The organism is Pseudomonas sp. T8 (assembly GCF_024610635.1).
Classification (GTDB): Bacteria; Pseudomonadota; Gammaproteobacteria; order Pseudomonadales; family Pseudomonadaceae; genus Aquipseudomonas; species Aquipseudomonas chlororaphis_I.
In genome coordinates, this window is record NZ_CP102374.1 from 6,070,712 (window position 1) to 6,086,968 (window position 16,257).

The 16,257-nt window shown below is 61.0% G+C and carries 16 protein-coding genes; 10 read left to right on the forward strand and 6 right to left on the reverse strand.

What is annotated here, in order from left to right:
* Positions 1 to 19 precede the first annotated feature (19 nt).
* A complete protein-coding gene (locus NRG23_RS27680) occupies positions 20 to 1,399 on the forward strand; it encodes an MFS transporter (RefSeq protein ID WP_124301975.1) in 1,380 nt (459 codons plus the stop codon).
* Between the two features lie 59 nt (positions 1,400 to 1,458).
* On the opposite strand, the gene NRG23_RS27685 is transcribed toward NRG23_RS27680, so the two are convergent.
* The 4 genes from NRG23_RS27685 to flgA form a co-directional block, all read right to left on the reverse strand.
* Positions 1,459 to 2,205 carry a flagellar brake protein gene (locus tag NRG23_RS27685; protein ID WP_009050306.1) on the reverse strand — a complete coding sequence of 249 codons (747 nt, stop codon included), beginning with the start codon at positions 2,203 to 2,205 and terminating at the stop codon, positions 1,459 to 1,461.
* A 95-nt stretch (positions 2,206 to 2,300) separates the two neighbouring features.
* Positions 2,301 to 2,768, reverse strand: coding sequence for a flagella synthesis protein FlgN (locus NRG23_RS27690; protein WP_009050305.1), 468 nt, complete (start codon positions 2,766 to 2,768; stop codon positions 2,301 to 2,303).
* 50 nt (positions 2,769 to 2,818) lie between these two features.
* The gene (gene flgM, locus NRG23_RS27695; protein ID WP_009045139.1) at positions 2,819 to 3,139 is read right to left on the reverse strand and encodes a flagellar biosynthesis anti-sigma factor FlgM; all 321 of its coding nucleotides are present in this window, start codon (positions 3,137 to 3,139) and stop codon (positions 2,819 to 2,821) included.
* A 150-nt stretch (positions 3,140 to 3,289) separates the two neighbouring features.
* The gene (gene flgA / locus NRG23_RS27700) at positions 3,290 to 4,051 is read right to left on the reverse strand and encodes a flagellar basal body P-ring formation chaperone FlgA (RefSeq protein ID WP_124340630.1); all 762 of its coding nucleotides are present in this window, start codon (positions 4,049 to 4,051) and stop codon (positions 3,290 to 3,292) included.
* A gap of 74 nt (positions 4,052 to 4,125) precedes the next feature.
* On the opposite strand from flgA, the gene NRG23_RS27705 reads away from it, so the two are divergent.
* The 6 genes from NRG23_RS27705 to flgE all read left to right on the forward strand — a co-directional run bounded on the left by NRG23_RS27705 (position 4,126) and on the right by flgE (position 9,127).
* A complete protein-coding gene (locus NRG23_RS27705; protein ID WP_007921626.1) occupies positions 4,126 to 5,058 on the forward strand; it encodes a chemotaxis protein CheV in 933 nt (310 codons plus the stop codon).
* 44 nt (positions 5,059 to 5,102) lie between these two features.
* The gene (cheR, locus tag NRG23_RS27710; protein ID WP_009050303.1) at positions 5,103 to 5,930 is read left to right on the forward strand and encodes a protein-glutamate O-methyltransferase CheR; all 828 of its coding nucleotides are present in this window, start codon (positions 5,103 to 5,105) and stop codon (positions 5,928 to 5,930) included.
* 242 nt (positions 5,931 to 6,172) lie between these two features.
* On the forward strand, positions 6,173 to 6,580 hold the full coding sequence (flgB, locus tag NRG23_RS27715) for a flagellar basal body rod protein FlgB (RefSeq protein ID WP_016702521.1): 408 nt from the start codon (positions 6,173 to 6,175) through the stop codon (positions 6,578 to 6,580).
* Between the two features lie 3 nt (positions 6,581 to 6,583).
* Positions 6,584 to 7,027: a flagellar basal body rod protein FlgC gene (gene flgC, locus NRG23_RS27720; RefSeq protein WP_009050301.1), complete on the forward strand. Its 444-nt coding sequence runs from the start codon at positions 6,584 to 6,586 to the stop codon at positions 7,025 to 7,027.
* Between the two features lie 15 nt (positions 7,028 to 7,042).
* Complete coding sequence (flgD, locus tag NRG23_RS27725; protein WP_009050300.1) at positions 7,043 to 7,771, forward strand: flagellar hook assembly protein FlgD; 729 nt, start codon at positions 7,043 to 7,045, stop codon at positions 7,769 to 7,771.
* Between the two features lie 30 nt (positions 7,772 to 7,801).
* Positions 7,802 to 9,127: a flagellar hook protein FlgE gene (gene flgE, locus NRG23_RS27730; protein ID WP_009050299.1), complete on the forward strand. Its 1,326-nt coding sequence runs from the start codon at positions 7,802 to 7,804 to the stop codon at positions 9,125 to 9,127.
* A 375-nt stretch (positions 9,128 to 9,502) separates the two neighbouring features.
* Here the strand turns inward: flgE and NRG23_RS27735 are convergent, their stop codons facing one another.
* Positions 9,503 to 12,394: a ribonucleoside-diphosphate reductase subunit alpha gene (locus tag NRG23_RS27735; RefSeq protein WP_038576782.1), complete on the reverse strand. Its 2,892-nt coding sequence runs from the start codon at positions 12,392 to 12,394 to the stop codon at positions 9,503 to 9,505.
* A gap of 199 nt (positions 12,395 to 12,593) precedes the next feature.
* On the opposite strand from NRG23_RS27735, the gene NRG23_RS27740 reads away from it, so the two are divergent.
* The 3 genes from NRG23_RS27740 (at position 12,594) to NRG23_RS27750 (ending at position 15,458) form a co-directional block, all read left to right on the forward strand.
* Complete coding sequence (locus tag NRG23_RS27740) at positions 12,594 to 12,761, forward strand: hypothetical protein (RefSeq protein WP_155290718.1); 168 nt, start codon at positions 12,594 to 12,596, stop codon at positions 12,759 to 12,761.
* A gap of 364 nt (positions 12,762 to 13,125) precedes the next feature.
* On the forward strand, positions 13,126 to 13,851 hold the full coding sequence (locus NRG23_RS27745; protein WP_016702519.1) for a winged helix-turn-helix domain-containing protein: 726 nt from the start codon (positions 13,126 to 13,128) through the stop codon (positions 13,849 to 13,851).
* Complete coding sequence (locus tag NRG23_RS27750; protein WP_009050296.1) at positions 13,848 to 15,458, forward strand: ATP-binding protein; 1,611 nt, start codon at positions 13,848 to 13,850, stop codon at positions 15,456 to 15,458. Before NRG23_RS27745 ends, NRG23_RS27750 begins: the two co-directional genes overlap by 4 nt.
* A 27-nt stretch (positions 15,459 to 15,485) precedes the next feature.
* Here the strand turns inward: NRG23_RS27750 and NRG23_RS27755 are convergent, their stop codons facing one another.
* Complete coding sequence (locus NRG23_RS27755) at positions 15,486 to 16,211, reverse strand: 4'-phosphopantetheinyl transferase (RefSeq protein WP_038634305.1); 726 nt, start codon at positions 16,209 to 16,211, stop codon at positions 15,486 to 15,488.
* Between the last annotated feature and the right edge of the window lie 46 nt (positions 16,212 to 16,257).

Here is a 16,257-nt window from a genome sequence, read left to right on the forward strand (position 1 = left end):
GGAGCCGCTCGGAACGCCGATGCGCCAAATCTGGAAATCCTTTCGAGCGCTTTATTTCGCCTCGCTGATGATGTTGATCGGCTCGGGCCTACTCAGTACCTACCTGGCGTTGCGCCTGGCCGCCGATCATGTCGACGGGTTATGGGTGGGTGCCTTGATGGCGGCCAACTACTTCGGCCTGGTGCTGGGTGGCAAAATCGGCCACCGCCTGATTGCCCGGGTCGGCCATATCCGGGCCTACGCCACCTGTGCCGGGATCGTCGGCGCGGCGGTGCTGGGGCACGGCCTGGTGGACTGGTTGCCGGCCTGGCTGGTGCTGCGGATGATCGTCGGCCTGGGCATGATGTGCCAGTACATGGTCATCGAAAGCTGGCTCAACGAGCAGGCCGACGCCAAGCAACGCGGGCTGGTGTTCAGCGGCTACATGATCGCCTCGTATCTGGGGTTGGTTTTGGGGCAGTTGATTCTGGTCATGCACCCGGCCCTCGGGCTTGAATTGCTGATGCTGGTGGCCCTGTGTTTTGCCCTGTGCCTGGTGCCGGTGGCCATGACCCGACGCATTCACCCGGCGCCTTTGCATCCGGCGCCCATGGAACCGCGCTTCTTTATCAAGCGCGTTCCGCAGTCGCTGAGCACGGTGCTCGGGTCGGGGCTGATTGTCGGTTCGTTCTATGGTCTGGCGCCGTTGTATGCCTCCCAGCAGGGCTTGAGTACCGAGCAGGTCGGCCTGTTCATGGGCAGCTGCATTTTTGCCGGGCTGGTGGTGCAGTGGCCGCTGGGGTGGCTGTCCGACCGTTATGACCGGGCCCTGCTGATTCGCTGCTTTGCCTGCTTCCTGGCGGTCGTGGCCTTGCCGTTGGCGATCCTGCCCCAGGTGCCGCTGGAGGTGCTGTTCGCCCTGGGGTTCCTCTGTTCGCTGGTGCAGTTCTGCCTGTACCCGTTGGCGGTGGCGTTTTCCAACGACCATGTCGAAGGCGATCGGCGGGTCTCGTTGACCGCGATGTTGCTGGTGACCTATGGCGTCGGGGCCAGTGTCGGGCCATTGGTGGCAGGGGTGCTGATGAAGTTATTCGGCAGTCAGATGCTTTATGCGTTCTTCAGTTTTTTTGCCCTGGTACTGGTCTGGCGCATCCGGCCGAAAGCCGTGACCAACCTGCATCAGGTCGATGATGCGCCGCTGCATCACGTGGCGATGCCGGACAGCATGTCCAGTTCGCCATTGGTGGCCGCGCTCGATCCGCGGGTCGACGAGCAGGTGGTGCAGGATCAGATGCAGCAGAGCAGCACGCCGGAAGCCGAGCCCCCGGTCGCGAGCGAAGAAGCCGCAGACGAGGTTGAGGATCCAATGGTGAAGCCGGATGAGCCGGGGCCGGACCAATTCAGTGGGGCCAGGCCCTAGAAACAAAAAACGGGCAGTCACCGCAAGGGGCTGCCCGTTTTTTTATCGACCTGCGAAACTCAGAGGTCGTCTTTGTCGAAGCGCCGGGCTTCGCGTTGCAACTGATAGACAAAGCGTTCGACCTGGCGTTGAACCAGGCCGCTCATGTTGTGGAAGCGCACGCCGGCGAAAGTCGTGTCGATCTTCTCTTCGTAGTGCAGATAACGCAGTTCCACTGGCGCGGTCATGCTGCCGAAGGGCAGGGCGGCGATAAAGCGCTCGTAGACCTGGCCCAGTTGCAGGCGGCTGGAGATGTCACCGTCGAAGCGCAGCTTGCAGCCGGTGGCGGAGATATCCAGCAGTTTGCCGGCGATCGGCGCCTTGAGTTTTTCGCCACCCAGCTCGATGTTGACCAGTTGCGCCAGCTTCAGGGCTGCGCGAAAGGCATTGCGGCGCTGGTGATAGACCACCTCGTCCGGCAGGGTGCCGCGGTAGCAGCGTCCGCCATTGGATTCGTCGATGGTCGGGATGCCGTTGCTTTCCCAGGCGATGCGCACGCCTTCGTGAAAGCCTTCGACGCGAAAGGGTTCGCCGGCGAGCATGAAGCGTTCGCCATCGCGGGGGATCATTTCGTCCAGGGCCATCATGTTGCTGTCACGATCGACCTCGACCAGATAGCTTTGAAAGCGCTGGCTGCGTTCGTGGAAAGTGATGATCAGCGGGTCATGGCTGTCTTGCAGCAAGCGCAGCGTGGAGTTGATTTCCAAGGGGGTGGTGAGCACCTTGGGTGGCTGCGGCGCATCTTCTGCGTTTACGGCATTGAACACGGTTCATCAATCTCCAGACAAAATACGACTACACGCAAGAGCCGGCATTTTGCCAGCATGCTCCACGACTTGATAGGGCGCGCTCATCTCTGGGGTCAGGCCTGGCTAAGCGGGCGAGGCTTGGCCAGCTTGGCGGTTGAGCCGCGGGCATCATAGAGGGCTGGAGGCTCGCCACCGGTGAGGATCTTCAATTGATTGGCGGTGGTGGCCTGTTGAACCTGGATCGAGCGACCGTTGAGTTCGTTCGCCGCCTGGCAATCGGCAAGCATCTGGGTCAGCACATCGCTCTGGGTCAACAACTGCTCGCCAACCGAAGAATGGCTGGCCAGTTGTTCCAGGCCGGCGCGGCTGGCAGGAAGATTCAGGCTGGCAAGGATTTCGCTGCGTTTGCGGCCATGCTGCTCGAGCAAAATGATCAGGGCTTGCTTCTGCGCAAGAATCTCTTCCAGCAGCGGCATGTCGCGACCGTGCAGGGCGAGGGATTCGGTGCGCAGCAATTCCAGCAATTGTTGAGCTGGAGCAAAGTCGTCAGTGATCAGTTGCAGCAAATTAGTGTCGTGCATGTATGGCCTTGGGTTTTAAGCGTCCAAAAAACTGGCGCAGGCCTTATTGGCTAGCGCTGGGCTTCGAAATTGAGCAGTTTGCTGGCTACACGGTTGCTGTCGACTTTATAGCTGCCATCGGCAATCGCTTGCTTCAACTCGGCCACGCGGGCGTTGTCGACGGCAGGCTGGTCGCGCAGCTTGTCAGTGATCTTCTGCAACTGTTGAGCCTCATTGCTGAGGTGTACCGACTCCCCGCTGGTGCTGGCCTGTTCGGCCGGAGCGTTCAGCGGCGCGGATTTGTCGGCGTCGCCGGTTTCCTTGCTGGCGCTGGTGCGCGTGCTACCGGTGAGTGAAGGAGAGCTGTTTAAACGGCTGAAATCGATGACCATGGTAAAAAACCTCTGGGTATTTGGACGCTTGACTTGTTTTCGGCAATACCCCGGAAAACTTTAGGCTTCAAATATCGATAAGCCCGCACGCGCCGCTATTGCCCTGCATGGGCCACAGTTTAGGGGGCAAGAGTGCGCAGCGCCAGTCGTCTACATCGCGACTTCCACCTGTCCCGGCGCGGTGATCCGCGCTTTGATGACCCGTTGTGAATTGAGGTTCTTGACCCGTATCTGCTCGCTCATGCCGCCATTGGACAAGGCTTCACCCGGCATTTTCACGTTCAGCGTGCCGCTGCGGGCGGAGATCACCACCTGATCGCCCTTGCGCACCACTTCCGCCTGTTCCAGGTGAACCAGGGTGACGAGCTGGTCGGCGACCATTGGTCGGACAAGCTTCTGCCCGATGGCCTGGTCCACCGAGGTCAGATAACCCTGATTGATCTGGCCGATATCGCGCTCGCGCAGCATCACGTCTTCGGGGCCGATGATGCCGGCGCGCTTGAGTGGCCGGGTGGTGGTCACCACTTCGCGGAACAGCTTGACCTGGGCGGGCACGAATACGGTCCAGGGCGAGGCGCCGTCGCAACGCACACGAACGGTCACGCGTCCCAGCGGTTGCGCCGGGCTTTCCAGGGTCGCTGTCAATTCCTTGTCGCAGTGCGGCATGCGCAGCCGCGGGTCGAGCTGATTGACCTGGATCTCGTAGCGCCCCGGGGTTTGACTGGTGGCTAAATAGTCTTCTACGGTGAATTCAAGAAACCCCTGAGTGACGCCGATAAGTAGATCAGGCAGGGTTACCGAGTCAGCAACGGCAGGATGGCCAGGGTTTAAAAAAAACAAAGCCGACAGCCCGTACAGCAATCTGCGGTAGTTTGATGTCAGGCGTCGGGAAAATGTCGTTTTGGCGTTCATAACAGTTAAAAAGCAAGCGCCGTGCCGTTTAGCGATGAGCGCGCGTCGGAACTTAAGCTTTGGGGAGTCTGGGCATGGCTGGTGTAATGGATTCGGTGAACCAGCGCACGCAACTGGTAGGGCAGAATCGCCTTGAGCTGCTGTTGTTCCGTCTCGATGGGCAGCAACTCTATGGGATCAACGTGTTCAAGGTTCGGGAGGTACTGCAATGCCCCAAACTGACGTTGATGCCCAAATCCAGTCCTGTGGTGTGCGGTGTCGCGAATATTCGAGGGGCGACCATTCCGATCCTGGACCTGGCGATGGCCACCGGTTCAGGCGGGTTGCAGGATCTGAGCAACCCCTTTGTCATCATCACTGAGTACAACACCAAGACCCAGGGGTTTCTGGTGCGGTCGGTCGAGCGCATCGTCAACATGAACTGGGAGGAGATCCATCCGCCACCCAAGGGGACGGGGCGCGATCACTACCTGACGGCGGTGACGCGGGTCGACAATCAGTTGGTGGAAATCATCGACGTCGAGAAGGTGCTGGCCGAGGTCGCGCCGACACCCGAGACCATTTCGGTGGGCGTGGTGGATGTCGAGACTCAGCACAAGGCGGTTTCGCTGCGGGTGCTGACGGTCGATGACTCGTCGGTGGCGCGCAAGCAGGTCACGCGTTGCCTGCAGACCGTGGGGGTCGAAGTGGTGGCCCTGAACGACGGCCGACAGGCGCTGGATTACCTGCGCAAGCTGGTCGACGAGGGCAAGAAACCTGAAGAAGAGTTTCTGATGATGATCTCCGACATCGAGATGCCGGAGATGGACGGCTACACCCTCACAGCCGAAATACGCAACGATCCACGCATGCAAAAGCTGCACATCATCCTGCATACTTCGTTGTCAGGTGTATTCAATCAGGCGATGGTGAAGAAGGTCGGTGCCGATGACTTCCTTGCCAAGTTTCGTCCTGATGACCTGGCATCCCGGGTTGTCGACCGGATCAAAGCAGCAGATAACAGCTAGGGATATCCATCCCCGGCGGTCATACGATTTAAGAGGCGGCATCATTGTCTACGGGTAATTTGGATTTCGAACAGTTCCGGGTGTTCCTGGAAAAAGCCTGTGGGATCTTGCTGGGCGAGAACAAGCAATATCTGGTGTCGAGCCGTCTCAACAAGCTGATGGAACAGCAAGGCATCAAATCCCTCGGGGAGCTGGTTCAGCGCATCCAGAGCCAGCCGCGCAGCGGTTTGCGAGAGATGGTGGTCGACGCCATGACCACCAACGAGACCCTGTGGTTTCGCGATACCTATCCATTCGAGGTGTTGAAGAACAAGGTCCTGCCGGAGGCGATCAAGGCCAGTCCCAACCAGCGCTTGCGCATCTGGTCAGCGGCCTGTTCCTCGGGCCAGGAGCCCTATTCGTTGTCCATGTCGATCGACGAGTTCGAGAAGGCCAACATGGGGCAACTGAAGATGGGGGTGCAGATCGTTGCCACTGACCTGTCCGGGACCATGTTGAACAACTGCAAGACCGGCGAGTACGACAGCCTGGCGATCGGTCGCGGTTTGTCGGCCGACCGCCTGCAGCGCTATTTCGACCCCAAGGGGCCGGGGCGCTGGGTGGTCAAGGCGCCGATCAAGAGCCGGGTCGAGTTCCGCTCGTTCAACCTGCTGGACAGCTATGCCAGCCTGGGCAAATTCGACGTCGTGTTCTGTCGCAATGTGCTGATCTACTTCTCCGCCGAGGTGAAGAAGGACATCCTGATGCGCATTCACAGCACCCTGAAACCGGGTGGTTACCTGTTTCTCGGGGCGTCCGAAGCGCTCAATGGATTGCCCGACCACTATCAGATGGTCCAGTGCAGCCCTGGGATCATTTACCAGGCGAAGTAGGAATGTCGCTGTTGAAAAGAGAGGCCTTCGGGCCTCTTTTTTTGTGCCTGCGATTCCTTCTGTGGCGCAGGGCGGCAACCGTTGCATTGCCGCTTTGCTGACGTTTCGCGGAAATGCCTTGCCGCTTTTCTGGCATTGCCGCTTTGCCGCTGCCCGCAAAGCCTTGATTTACGGGGTTCGAGCACTTGGCACGCGGCTTGCTATGTCCAGCTTACGAAAAATCTGGTCGAAGGTTTCCCGACATGAGCATCAGCTTCGATAAAGCGCTCGGCATTCATGAACAGGCTCTTGGCTTTCGCGCCAAGCGTGCCGAGGTGCTGGCCAACAACATCGCCAACGCCGACACCCCGAACTACAAGGCTCGGGATCTGGACTTCTCCGCCGTGCTCGCCGAGCAGAACGAGAAAGCCAAGAGCGGCACCTTTGCCCTGAACATGACCAACAGCCGGCACATCGAAGCTGAAGGCCTGAGCAACGGCGACGAGTCGCTGCTGTATCGCACGCCGATGCAACCATCGATCGACCAAAACACCGTGGATGCCCAACTGGAACAGTCGAACTACGCCGAGAACTCGGTGAACTTCCAGGCCAGCTTCACGCTGCTCAACAGCAAATTCAAAGGGCTGGTGTCAGCCCTGCGCGGAGAGTAATCCATGTCCCTCGCCAGTGTTTTCAATATTGCCGGTAGTGGCATGAGTGCCCAGACCACTCGCTTGAACACCGTCGCCAGTAACATCGCCAACGCCGAGACGGTCTCCTCGAGCATCGACCAGACCTACCGTGCGCGCCACCCGGTGTTCGCCACTATGTTCCAGGGCGCGCAAAGCGGCGGCAGCCAGTCGCTGTTCCAGAACCAGGACGCGGCTGGTCAGGGCGTCCAGGTGCTGGGTGTGGTCGAGGACCAGAGCAACCTCGAGGCGCGTTACGAGCCTAACCATCCGGCCGCCGACGCCAAGGGGTATGTCTACTACCCCAACGTCAACGTGGTGGAAGAAATGGCCGACATGATTTCCGCCAGCCGCTCGTTCCAGACCAACGCGGAAATGATGAACACCGCCAAAACCATGATGCAGAAGGTCCTGACCCTCGGTCAGTGATAAGAGGCGACTCAGATGAGTGTTTCCGATAGCACCAGTGGCCTGACGCTCAAGGAGATCCTGGCGAACTCCTCGAAGAAGACCCCGACCACCAGCAATGATGGCCTGGCGGCGGCCACCAACAGCGTCAAGGGTAAAAACGAGCTGGGCAAGGACGCGTTCCTGAAGCTGCTGGTGACCCAGCTGAAAAACCAGAACCCGCTGGACCCGCAGGACAACAGCGAGTTCGTTGCCCAGTTGGCGCAGTTCTCCACCCTGGAAGGGATCACCACCCTCAATACCTCGGTGAACTCCATCACTGGCAGCTACAAGTCGTCCCAGGCCCTGCAGGCTTCGTCCCTGGTGGGGCGTTCGGTGATCGTCCAGGCCGGTACCACCCAGGTCGACACCACCAAGAGCATGACCGGTTCGGTGACGGTTCCGGCCAGCGTCAGCGGTCTGAAGGTGACCATCACTGACAAGGATGGCAAGGAGGTCAAGACCCTCGACCTGGGCAGTCAGAAGGCCGGCAGCACCAGCTTCGTCTGGGACGGCACCAAGACCGACGGCACCAAGGCCGATCCGGGCAATTACACCTTCAAGGCCAGCACAACGATCGATGGCAAGGCGACCGACCTGGTCACCTACCTGCCAGCGACGGTCAACAGCGTCACCATCAGCCAGACCGGCGGTGAGCTGATGTTGAACCTCGCAGGACTGAGCAGCCCCGTGGCGCTCTCCAAAGTTCAAACCATTGGTATCTAGAGCCGACTAACGCGGCACAAGGAGTGGAATATGTCTTTTAATATCGGCCTTAGCGGTCTCTACGCTGCCAACAAGCAACTGGACGTGACCGGCAACAACATCGCCAACGTGGCGACCGCCGGCTTCAAATCGTCGCGTGCCGAATTCGCCGACGTCTACTCGGCCACCAAGCTGGGCACCGGCAGCAAGACCATCGGTAATGGCGTGCGTCTGGCCAACGTTTCCCAGCAGTTCGGCCAGGGTGACGTGAACAACACCGGCAACGTACTGGACATGGGTATCCAGGGTTCGGGTTTCTTTGTGCTGAGCGACAACGGCTCGCTGACCTATACCCGCGCCGGTACCTTCAAGACCGACAAGGACGGCTACATCACCAACACCGATGGCACTGCCCGCCTGCAAGGTTATGCGGTCGATGCCAATGGCAAGATCGTCAACGGCGTGCTGACCGACCTGCGCATCGACACCTCGAACCTGTCGCCGAAGGCCACCAGCTCGGTGTCCTCGACCATCAACCTGAACTCCACCGCGCCGGTCATCGACCAGAGCGTGACAGGTTTTGCCTTTGATCCGACCAAGGTGGAAACCTACACCAAGCAGTTCAGCACACCGATCTATGACAGCCAGGGCAACGAGCACAAGCTGGACCAGTACATGGTGAAAACCGGTGCCAACACCTGGAAGACCTACACCCTGGTCGATGGTCGTAACCTCGATGGTTCCGCTCCGACCACCACCGGTGCTACCGCTCCAGTCGCATCGACCATGAATTTCGACTCCGCCGGCAAACTGGTTTCGGTCATCACGCCGCCTGCCACTACGCCTAATCCGGGCAACAACCTGACCCTGGCGGGCTGGGTGCCTGGCACTGTGACCAACGGTACGTGGAAGGCCAACGGTGCCAGCGCCAATCCCGGTGGCGTGACCATCTCCATGACCAGCACCACTCAGTTCAACGCCGATACCGCGCGTTCGCTGCCGGTGCAGGACGGCTACGCCACTGGCCAGATCACCAACCTGACCATCGACGGCACCGGTACCCTGTTCGCCAACTTCAGCAACAGCCAGAACAAGGCCATCGGGCAGATCTCCCTGGCCAGCTTCACCAACGAACAAGGCCTGCAGCCGGTAGGCGGCACCAGTTGGAGAGAAACCTACGCTTCGGGTGTGCCGGGCTACGATGCTCCTCAGACCGGTACCCTGGGTTCGATCGTGTCCAACTCCCTGGAAGAGTCGAACGTCAACCTGACCAACGAGCTGGTGGACCTGATCAAGGCCCAGAGCAACTACCAGGCGAACGCCAAGACCATCTCCACCCAGAGCACCATCATGCAGACCATTATTCAGATGACCTGATAATGGCTGGCTGACAGCGCTTGAAAAAAAGCCCCTCATCGCAGGGGCTTTTTTGTGCCCGCAAGCTTCATCGACCACGACCCGCTTTTGTAGGAGCGAAGCTTGCTCGCGATGAGGGATATGGCAGAGGAGGTGGATCGGTCCTGCCACGGCTGCCTGGCTCACAGGGCTGTATTCGGCTGGTTCATTCCCGCGAAGCTGACGTTGGGGGCTTCTGGCAAGTCGTCTGCAACAGGTTGTGGGAGGGCTTGGTCCTCGAAGTGCCGTCCTTTGGATTCGGTGGTGCTGTGGCTTTCCCGGGCAAAAGAAAACCCCCGGCAGGCAGGGCCTGTCGGGGGTTCGGATAAGCGCCGGGGAGGCGCCTATCGGCTCAGCTTATTGGCAAGCTTCGCAATCCGGCTCGTCGATGGCGCAAGCCTTCGGCACTGGAGCAGGACCGGCTGGAGCGGCCAGGACCGAGTCGTCACCGTGGTTGCCGCCGCTGGAAACAGCGTTCAGCTTGCCGGTGTTGATGGTCGACTTCTCGGTGCTGGTCGCGGCCAGGGCACGGAGGTAGTAAGTGGTTTTCAGACCACGGTACCAGGCCATGCGGTAGGTCACGTCGAGCTTCTTGCCCGAAGCGCCGGCGATGTAGAGGTTCAGCGACTGAGCCTGGTCGATCCACTTCTGGCGACGGCTGGCGGCGTCGACGATCCACTTGGTTTCCACTTCGAAGGCAGTCGCGTAGAGCTCCTTGAGTTCTTGCGGGATGCGCTCGATCTGCTGCACGGAACCGTCGTAGTACTTCAGGTCGTTGATCATGACCGAGTCCCACAGGCCACGAGCCTTGAGGTCGCGAACCAGGTACGGGTTGATCACGGTGAATTCGCCCGACAGGTTCGATTTCACATACAGGTTCTGGTAGGTCGGTTCGATCGACTGCGACACGCCGGTGATGTTGGCGATGGTCGCGGTCGGAGCGATGGCCATGATGTTGGAGTTACGAATGCCTTTCTGTACACGGGCGCGCACTGGTGCCCAGTCCAGGGTTTCGTTCAGGTCGACATCGATGTACTTCTGGCCACGGGCTTCGATCAGGATCTGTTGCGAATCCAGCGGCAGGATGCCTTTGGACCACAGCGAACCCTGGAACGTCTCGTAGGCGCCACGCTCGTCGGCCAGGTCGCAGGAAGCCTGGATCGCGTAGAAGCTCACCGCTTCCATGGACTTGTCGGCGAAGTCGACGGCAGCATCGGAACCGTAAGGAATGTGCTGCAGGTACAGCGCGTCCTGGAAGCCCATGATCCCCAGGCCGACCGGACGGTGCTTGAAGTTGGAGTTCTTCGCCTGCGGTACCGAGTAGTAGTTGATGTCGATCACGTTATCGAGCATGCGCACAGCGGTGTTCACGGTGCGTTGCAGCTTGGCGGTGTCCAGCTTGCCGTCGACGATGTGGTTCGGCAGGTTGATCGAGCCCAGGTTGCAAACGGCGATCTCGTCCTTGTTGGTGTTCAAGGTGATCTCGGTGCACAGGTTCGAGCTGTGGACCACGCCCACGTGCTGCTGCGGGCTGCGCAGGTTGCACGGGTCCTTGAAGGTCAGCCAAGGGTGGCCGGTTTCGAACAGCATGGACAGCATCTTGCGCCACAGGTCTTTGGCCTGGATGGTCTTGAACAGCTTGATCTTGCCGTATTCGCACAGGGCTTCGTAGTACTCGTAGCGCTCTTCGAAGGCCTTGCCGGTCAGGTCGTGCAGGTCCGGTACTTCCGATGGCGAGAACAGGGTCCACTTGCCGTCATCGAAGACGCGCTTCATGAACAGGTCAGGGATCCAGTTGGCGGTGTTCATGTCGTGGGTACGACGACGATCGTCACCGGTGTTCTTGCGCAGCTCGATGAACTCTTCGATGTCCATGTGCCAGGTTTCCAGGTAGGCACATACAGCGCCTTTGCGCTTGCCACCCTGGTTCACGGCTACGGCGGTGTCGTTGACCACTTTCAGGAACGGCACGACGCCCTGGGATTTACCGTTGGTGCCCTTGATGTAGGAGCCCAGCGCACGCACCGGAGTCCAGTCGTTGCCCAGGCCACCGGCGAATTTCGACAGCATGGCGTTGTCGTGGATGGCGCCGTAGATGCCCGACAGGTCGTCCGGCACGGTGGTCAGGTAGCAGCTCGACAGCTGTGGACGCAGGGTACCGGCGTTGAACAGGGTCGGAGTCGAAGCCATGTAGTCGAAGGACGACAGCAGGTTGTAGAACTCGATGGCACGGTCTTCTCTCTGCTTCTCTTCGATCGCCAGGCCCATGGCCACGCGCATGAAGAAGATTTGCGGCAGTTCGAAACGCACGCCGTCCTTGTGGATGAAGTAGCGGTCGTACAGGGTCTGCAGGCCCAGGTAGGTGAACTGCTGGTCGCGCTCGTGGTTGATCGCCTTGCCGAGTTTTTCCAGGTCGAAGTCGGCCAGCACAGGGTTCAGCAGTTCGAACTCGATACCTTTGGCGACGTAGGCTGGCAGTGCCTTGGCGTACAGGTCGGCCATCTCGTGGTGGGTGGCGCTCTCGGCCACTTCCAGGAAGCTCAGGCCTTCGGCGCGCAGGGTGTCCATCAGCAGGCGGGCGGTCACGAACGAGTAGTTCGGCTCGCGCTCTACCAGGGTGCGCGCGGTCATCACCAGGGCGGTGTTGACGTCCTTGAGCGCTACGCCGTCGTAAAGGTTCTTCAGGGTTTCGCGCTGGATCAGGTCGCCGTCGACTTCTTCCAGGCCTTCGCAGGCTTCGGTGACGATGGTGTTCAGGCGGCCCATGTCCAGAGGTGCGAAGCTGCCGTCGGCGCGGGTGATGCGGATCGATGGGTGAGCCTGTACCGGCTCTTCGCTTGGCGTGCGGGTGGCGCGCTCCTTGGCGCGCGAGTCACGGTAGATCACGTAGTCGCGGGCAACTTTCTGCTCGCCGGCACGCATCAGGGCCAGTTCGACCTGGTCCTGGATCTCTTCGATGTGGATGGTGCCGCCCGAAGGCATGCGACGCTTGAAGGTGGCGGTGACCTGCTCGGTCAGGCGAGCGACGGTGTCGTGGATTCGCGACGAAGCGGCAGCGGTGCCGCCTTCAACTGCGAGAAACGCTTTGGTGATGGCGACGGTGATTTTGTCATCGGTGTAAGGAACGACAGTGCCGTTACGCTTGATCACTCGCAGTTGGCCAGGCGCGGTGGCAGACAGATCCAGGTTGGAATCGGCAGCCTGCGGCGCTTTGGCCTGCGGGTTCTCGCGAGTTGTGTCGGTTTGCATGGGTGTCTCCACGTTCTCTATGTTTGTTTGGGCACCCTTTGGGTGCCCACCGTTCCGTCCTGAAGCACTACAACCGGCGCACGCCGGGCATAACGACTTCGGGACAGTTCAGGAAGGGGGGCTGTTGGCGCCGCTTCCATGCCGAAGTCATAGGTCGCGAGCCTGGGGCTCGTGACCGTATTCCTGGTGGGTGACAGTCATGTACTGCAACACCCGTACCGTTTTCCTCGCCGTGGGCTGGAAAACCGCAGCCATCCGCACGCGCGGTTTGGCTTCTGAAAATCCGATTGGTTCAACCAAAGAAGTGCAAGAAAAGCGCTTGAGTTTCTTGTCTGATTTGTGTTTGGTTTTTGGCCTGAAACCCTAGATATAGGGTTTTTTCGCGGCCGCGCTACAAGATAATGCGTTTCTGGGGGTGATTGCAACGTACGGCCTGTGGATAAGGTTGTGCGTAAATTGTGTATGAGGCGAGTAAACCTCACGCAGGCCGCAGCAGGGCTGGATCCTACCGTTTGTCACTGTTTTTTACCCTGCAAAACTGCCCGGGGCGGATTTTTGCGGGCGCGAACCCTATCACAAAAAAACGCCTTTACCGAGCGCATTCAGCGCCTTGTGTTCACGGCCTTTGCCGTTGCTACAATCGGGCCTTCGATGCATCGTTTTATCCATTTCACATTACAAAAAGACGGGCGGATTCTTCCTGAGCCCGTACCTGGCAAGCAGAGGTCACCGTGGAGCAAGAAGCGTGGCAGATATTGATCGTCGAGGACGATCAGCGACTGGCCGAGTTGACCTGTGAATATCTGCAGAGCAACGGACTGCGCGTCGCCATCGAGGGCAATGGCGCCCTGGCCGCGGCGCGGATCATTGCCGAACAACCCGACCTGGTGATCCTCGACCTGATGCTGCCCGGCGAGGATGGCCTGAGCATTTGCCGCAAGGTCCGCGATCGTTACGACGGACCGATCCTGATGCTGACCGCGCGCACCGACGACATGGACCAGGTGCTGGGGCTGGACACCGGCGCCGACGATTACGTGTGCAAGCCGGTCCGTCCGCGTCTATTGCTGGCCAGGATCCAGGCCCTGTTGCGGCGCAGCGAACCCGTGGACGGCGCCGCGCCGGAGAAATCCCGGCGCCTGCAATTCGGCCCGCTGGTGGTGGACAGCGCCTTGCGCGAAGCCTGGTTGCACGATGCCGGTATCGAGTTGACCAGCGCCGAGTTCGACCTGCTCTGGCTGCTGGTGGCCAACGCCGGGCGCATTCTGTCCCGCGAGGAAATCTTCACCGCCCTGCGCGGCATCGGCTATGACGGCCAGGATCGTTCCATCGATGTGCGCATCTCACGGATCCGCCCGAAAATCGGCGACGACCCGGAACACCCGCGGCTGATCAAGACCATCCGCAGCAAGGGTTATCTGTTCGTCCCCGAAGCCGCTGCCGACCTGTCGTCGTGAACTCCATATTTCTGCGCATCTACGGCGGCATGTGCGCCGCGCTGATTCTGGTGGCGCTGTTGGGCGTGCTGGCGCTGCACCTGCTCAATCAGGTGCGCAGCGAGCAATACCGCGAGCGCCTGGCCCACGGCACGTTTTCGCTGATGGCCGACAACCTGCAACCGATGAGCGAAATCGAGCGCCGCCGCGCCCTGGCGGTATGGGAGCGCTTGTTGGGCATTCCGCTGACCCTGCAAACCTTCACCCAGACCGGCCTCGACCTCGGGCAGCGCAACCGCGTGCTGCGCGGCCAGGCCCTGGTGGAGCAGACCGGGCCTTACGCGGCGCGGGTCTATCGCCTGGTCAGCGAGCGGGAACAACTGCTGCTGACCGGTGAGGTGCAGCAGATCAGCGAACAACTGGCGCGGGCGACTATCTATCTGCTGGCCGACGAGTTGGTGCGCTTTCCGGTGGCCGAGCAGCCGGAGCGCCTGGCGGCCTTGAAAAAGGACAAGGGCTTTGGCTTCGACATGCACCTAGTCACCCAGGACGACGCGGACATGGACGAGGACCAGCGTCGCCGGGTTGCCGAGGGCGATACGGTGATGGCCCTGGGCAAGGGCGGCGACTCGATCCGCGTGTTCGCGGGGATGGTCGGCACGCCCTGGGTCCTGGAAATCGGCCCGCTGTACCAGATGAATCCCTACCCGCCGCAGTGGCTGGTGTTGATCGCGGTGCTGGGACTGAGCCTGATCGGCCTGATCGTCTATTTATTGGTGCGCCAGCTGGAGCGACGTTTGCGTGGCCTGGAATCGGCGGCCACGCGCATTGCCAAGGGCAGCCTGGAGGCCCGGGTGCCGGCCGGTGGCGCCGACTCGGTGGGGCGGCTGGCGGCGGCCTTCAACGGCATGGCCGAGCACTTGCAGCGCTTGCTGGCGATCCAGCGCGAGCTGGTGCGCGCGGTCTCCCACGAGTTGCGCACACCGGTGGCGCGCCTGCGCTTCGGCCTGGAAATGATCGGCTCGGCGACCACTCCCCAGGCCCGGGACAAATACATGGAGGGCATGGACAACGATATCCAGGACCTCGACCGGCTGGTGGACGAAATGCTCACCTATGCGCGGCTGGAGCAGGGTTCGCCGGCGCTGAACTTCCAGCGTATCGACCTGGATGCCCTGATCAACCAGGTGATCAGCGAGCTGGCGCCGTTGCGTGCGCAGGTCAAGGTGCAGCGCGGCTCATGCCTGTCCGCGGCGGATTGCGATGGCGCCTGGGTCGAGGCCGAGCCGCGCTACCTGCATCGGGCGTTGCAGAACCTGGTGAGCAACGCCATGCGTCACGCCGAGTCGCAGGTGCTGGTCAGTTACCAGGTGGGGCAGATGCGCTGTCGGGTCGACGTCGAGGACGATGGCCCGGGGGTTCCGGAAAGCGCCTGGGAGCGGATATTCACCCCGTTCCTGCGCCTGGATGACAGCCGCACCCGCGCTTCGGGCGGTCACGGCCTGGGCTTGTCGATCGTGCGGCGGATCATTCACTGGCATGACGGCCGCGCGTTGATCAGCAGGAGCAAGACCCTCGGCGGCGCCTGCTTCAGCCTGAGCTGGCCACGGCACCAGGATAAAGGTTGAGGGCCTGCGCTCAGGTTCGTCCGGGCATCAAGCCCGGATGCTGACCAGGCTCAGCAGTTGCCCGTCCTGCAGGGCGAATTGCGCGTCCAGTTCACTGCCACTGCGCCATTCGCTGGACAGGTCGGTCAGCAGGCGCAGACGGATCTGGCCGCTGGCTGTCCACTCCAGCACTTCGGCGTGTTCGAAATAGAAGCGTTGCTGGACGATCGGGTACAGCGCCTTGAACAGGCTTTCCTTCACCGAAAAGGTCAGGGTGACCCAGAGCGCCAGTTGCTCGCGCGGGGCGGCCGCCATGCGCTGCATTTCGGCCGGGATAAGGATTTCCCCCGCCAGGCGTTCCGCCCGTTCAATGTTGAGCAGGTTCTCCAGGTCCATGCCCAGCCCGCGCCAATGCTCCTTGCGCGCGACGATCGCCGCGGCACGCCCGGTGCTGTGGGTGATCGAGCCACTGATGTGCGCCGGCCAGACCGGCGCCCGGTCCTCGCCGATCGGCGGAATGCAGTCCAGGCCGTCCAGGCGTTGCAGGGCGGCGCGGGCGCAGAAGCGACCGGCGAGAAACTCGGCCTGCCGTTTCGCCACCGAACGTTGAATGCTCGCGGGCGGCTCGATGGCGCTGAGCTGGAAGTCGTCGCTGGCCAGGCGCGAGGCATCGAAATGGGTGCCGAGCAGGACGGTGTCCGGCAGGGCGTCGGGCAGCGGCCACTGGTCGTCGAGTGGGGTGCAGCAGGCGGGGAGGGTAGGGATGAGATTCATGCCAGGCATTTTGCCGGGTTGTAAGGCCGGAGGGTAGCCTGGCAAC

Excerpts from the sequence above, each read along its gene's own strand:
- NRG23_RS27680 (WP_124301975.1), top strand. The coding sequence starts at position 20 with ATGCGCCAAATCTGGAAATCCTTTCGAGCGCTTTATTTCGCCTCGCTG.
- NRG23_RS27690 (WP_009050305.1), bottom strand. The coding sequence starts at position 2,768 with ATGCACGACACTAATTTGCTGCAACTGATCACTGACGACTTTGCTCCA.
- flgM (WP_009045139.1), bottom strand. The coding sequence starts at position 3,139 with ATGGTCATCGATTTCAGCCGTTTAAACAGCTCTCCTTCACTCACCGGT.
- flgA (WP_124340630.1), bottom strand. The coding sequence starts at position 4,051 with ATGAACGCCAAAACGACATTTTCCCGACGCCTGACATCAAACTACCGC.
- NRG23_RS27705 (WP_007921626.1), top strand. The coding sequence starts at position 4,126 with ATGGCTGGTGTAATGGATTCGGTGAACCAGCGCACGCAACTGGTAGGG.
- flgB (WP_016702521.1), top strand. The coding sequence starts at position 6,173 with ATGAGCATCAGCTTCGATAAAGCGCTCGGCATTCATGAACAGGCTCTT.
- flgC (WP_009050301.1), top strand. The coding sequence starts at position 6,584 with ATGTCCCTCGCCAGTGTTTTCAATATTGCCGGTAGTGGCATGAGTGCC.
- flgD (WP_009050300.1), top strand. The coding sequence starts at position 7,043 with ATGAGTGTTTCCGATAGCACCAGTGGCCTGACGCTCAAGGAGATCCTG.
- flgE (WP_009050299.1), top strand. The coding sequence starts at position 7,802 with ATGTCTTTTAATATCGGCCTTAGCGGTCTCTACGCTGCCAACAAGCAA.
- NRG23_RS27735 (WP_038576782.1), bottom strand. The coding sequence starts at position 12,394 with ATGCAAACCGACACAACTCGCGAGAACCCGCAGGCCAAAGCGCCGCAG.
- NRG23_RS27740 (WP_155290718.1), top strand. The coding sequence starts at position 12,594 with ATGTACTGCAACACCCGTACCGTTTTCCTCGCCGTGGGCTGGAAAACC.
- NRG23_RS27755 (WP_038634305.1), bottom strand. The coding sequence starts at position 16,211 with ATGAATCTCATCCCTACCCTCCCCGCCTGCTGCACCCCACTCGACGAC.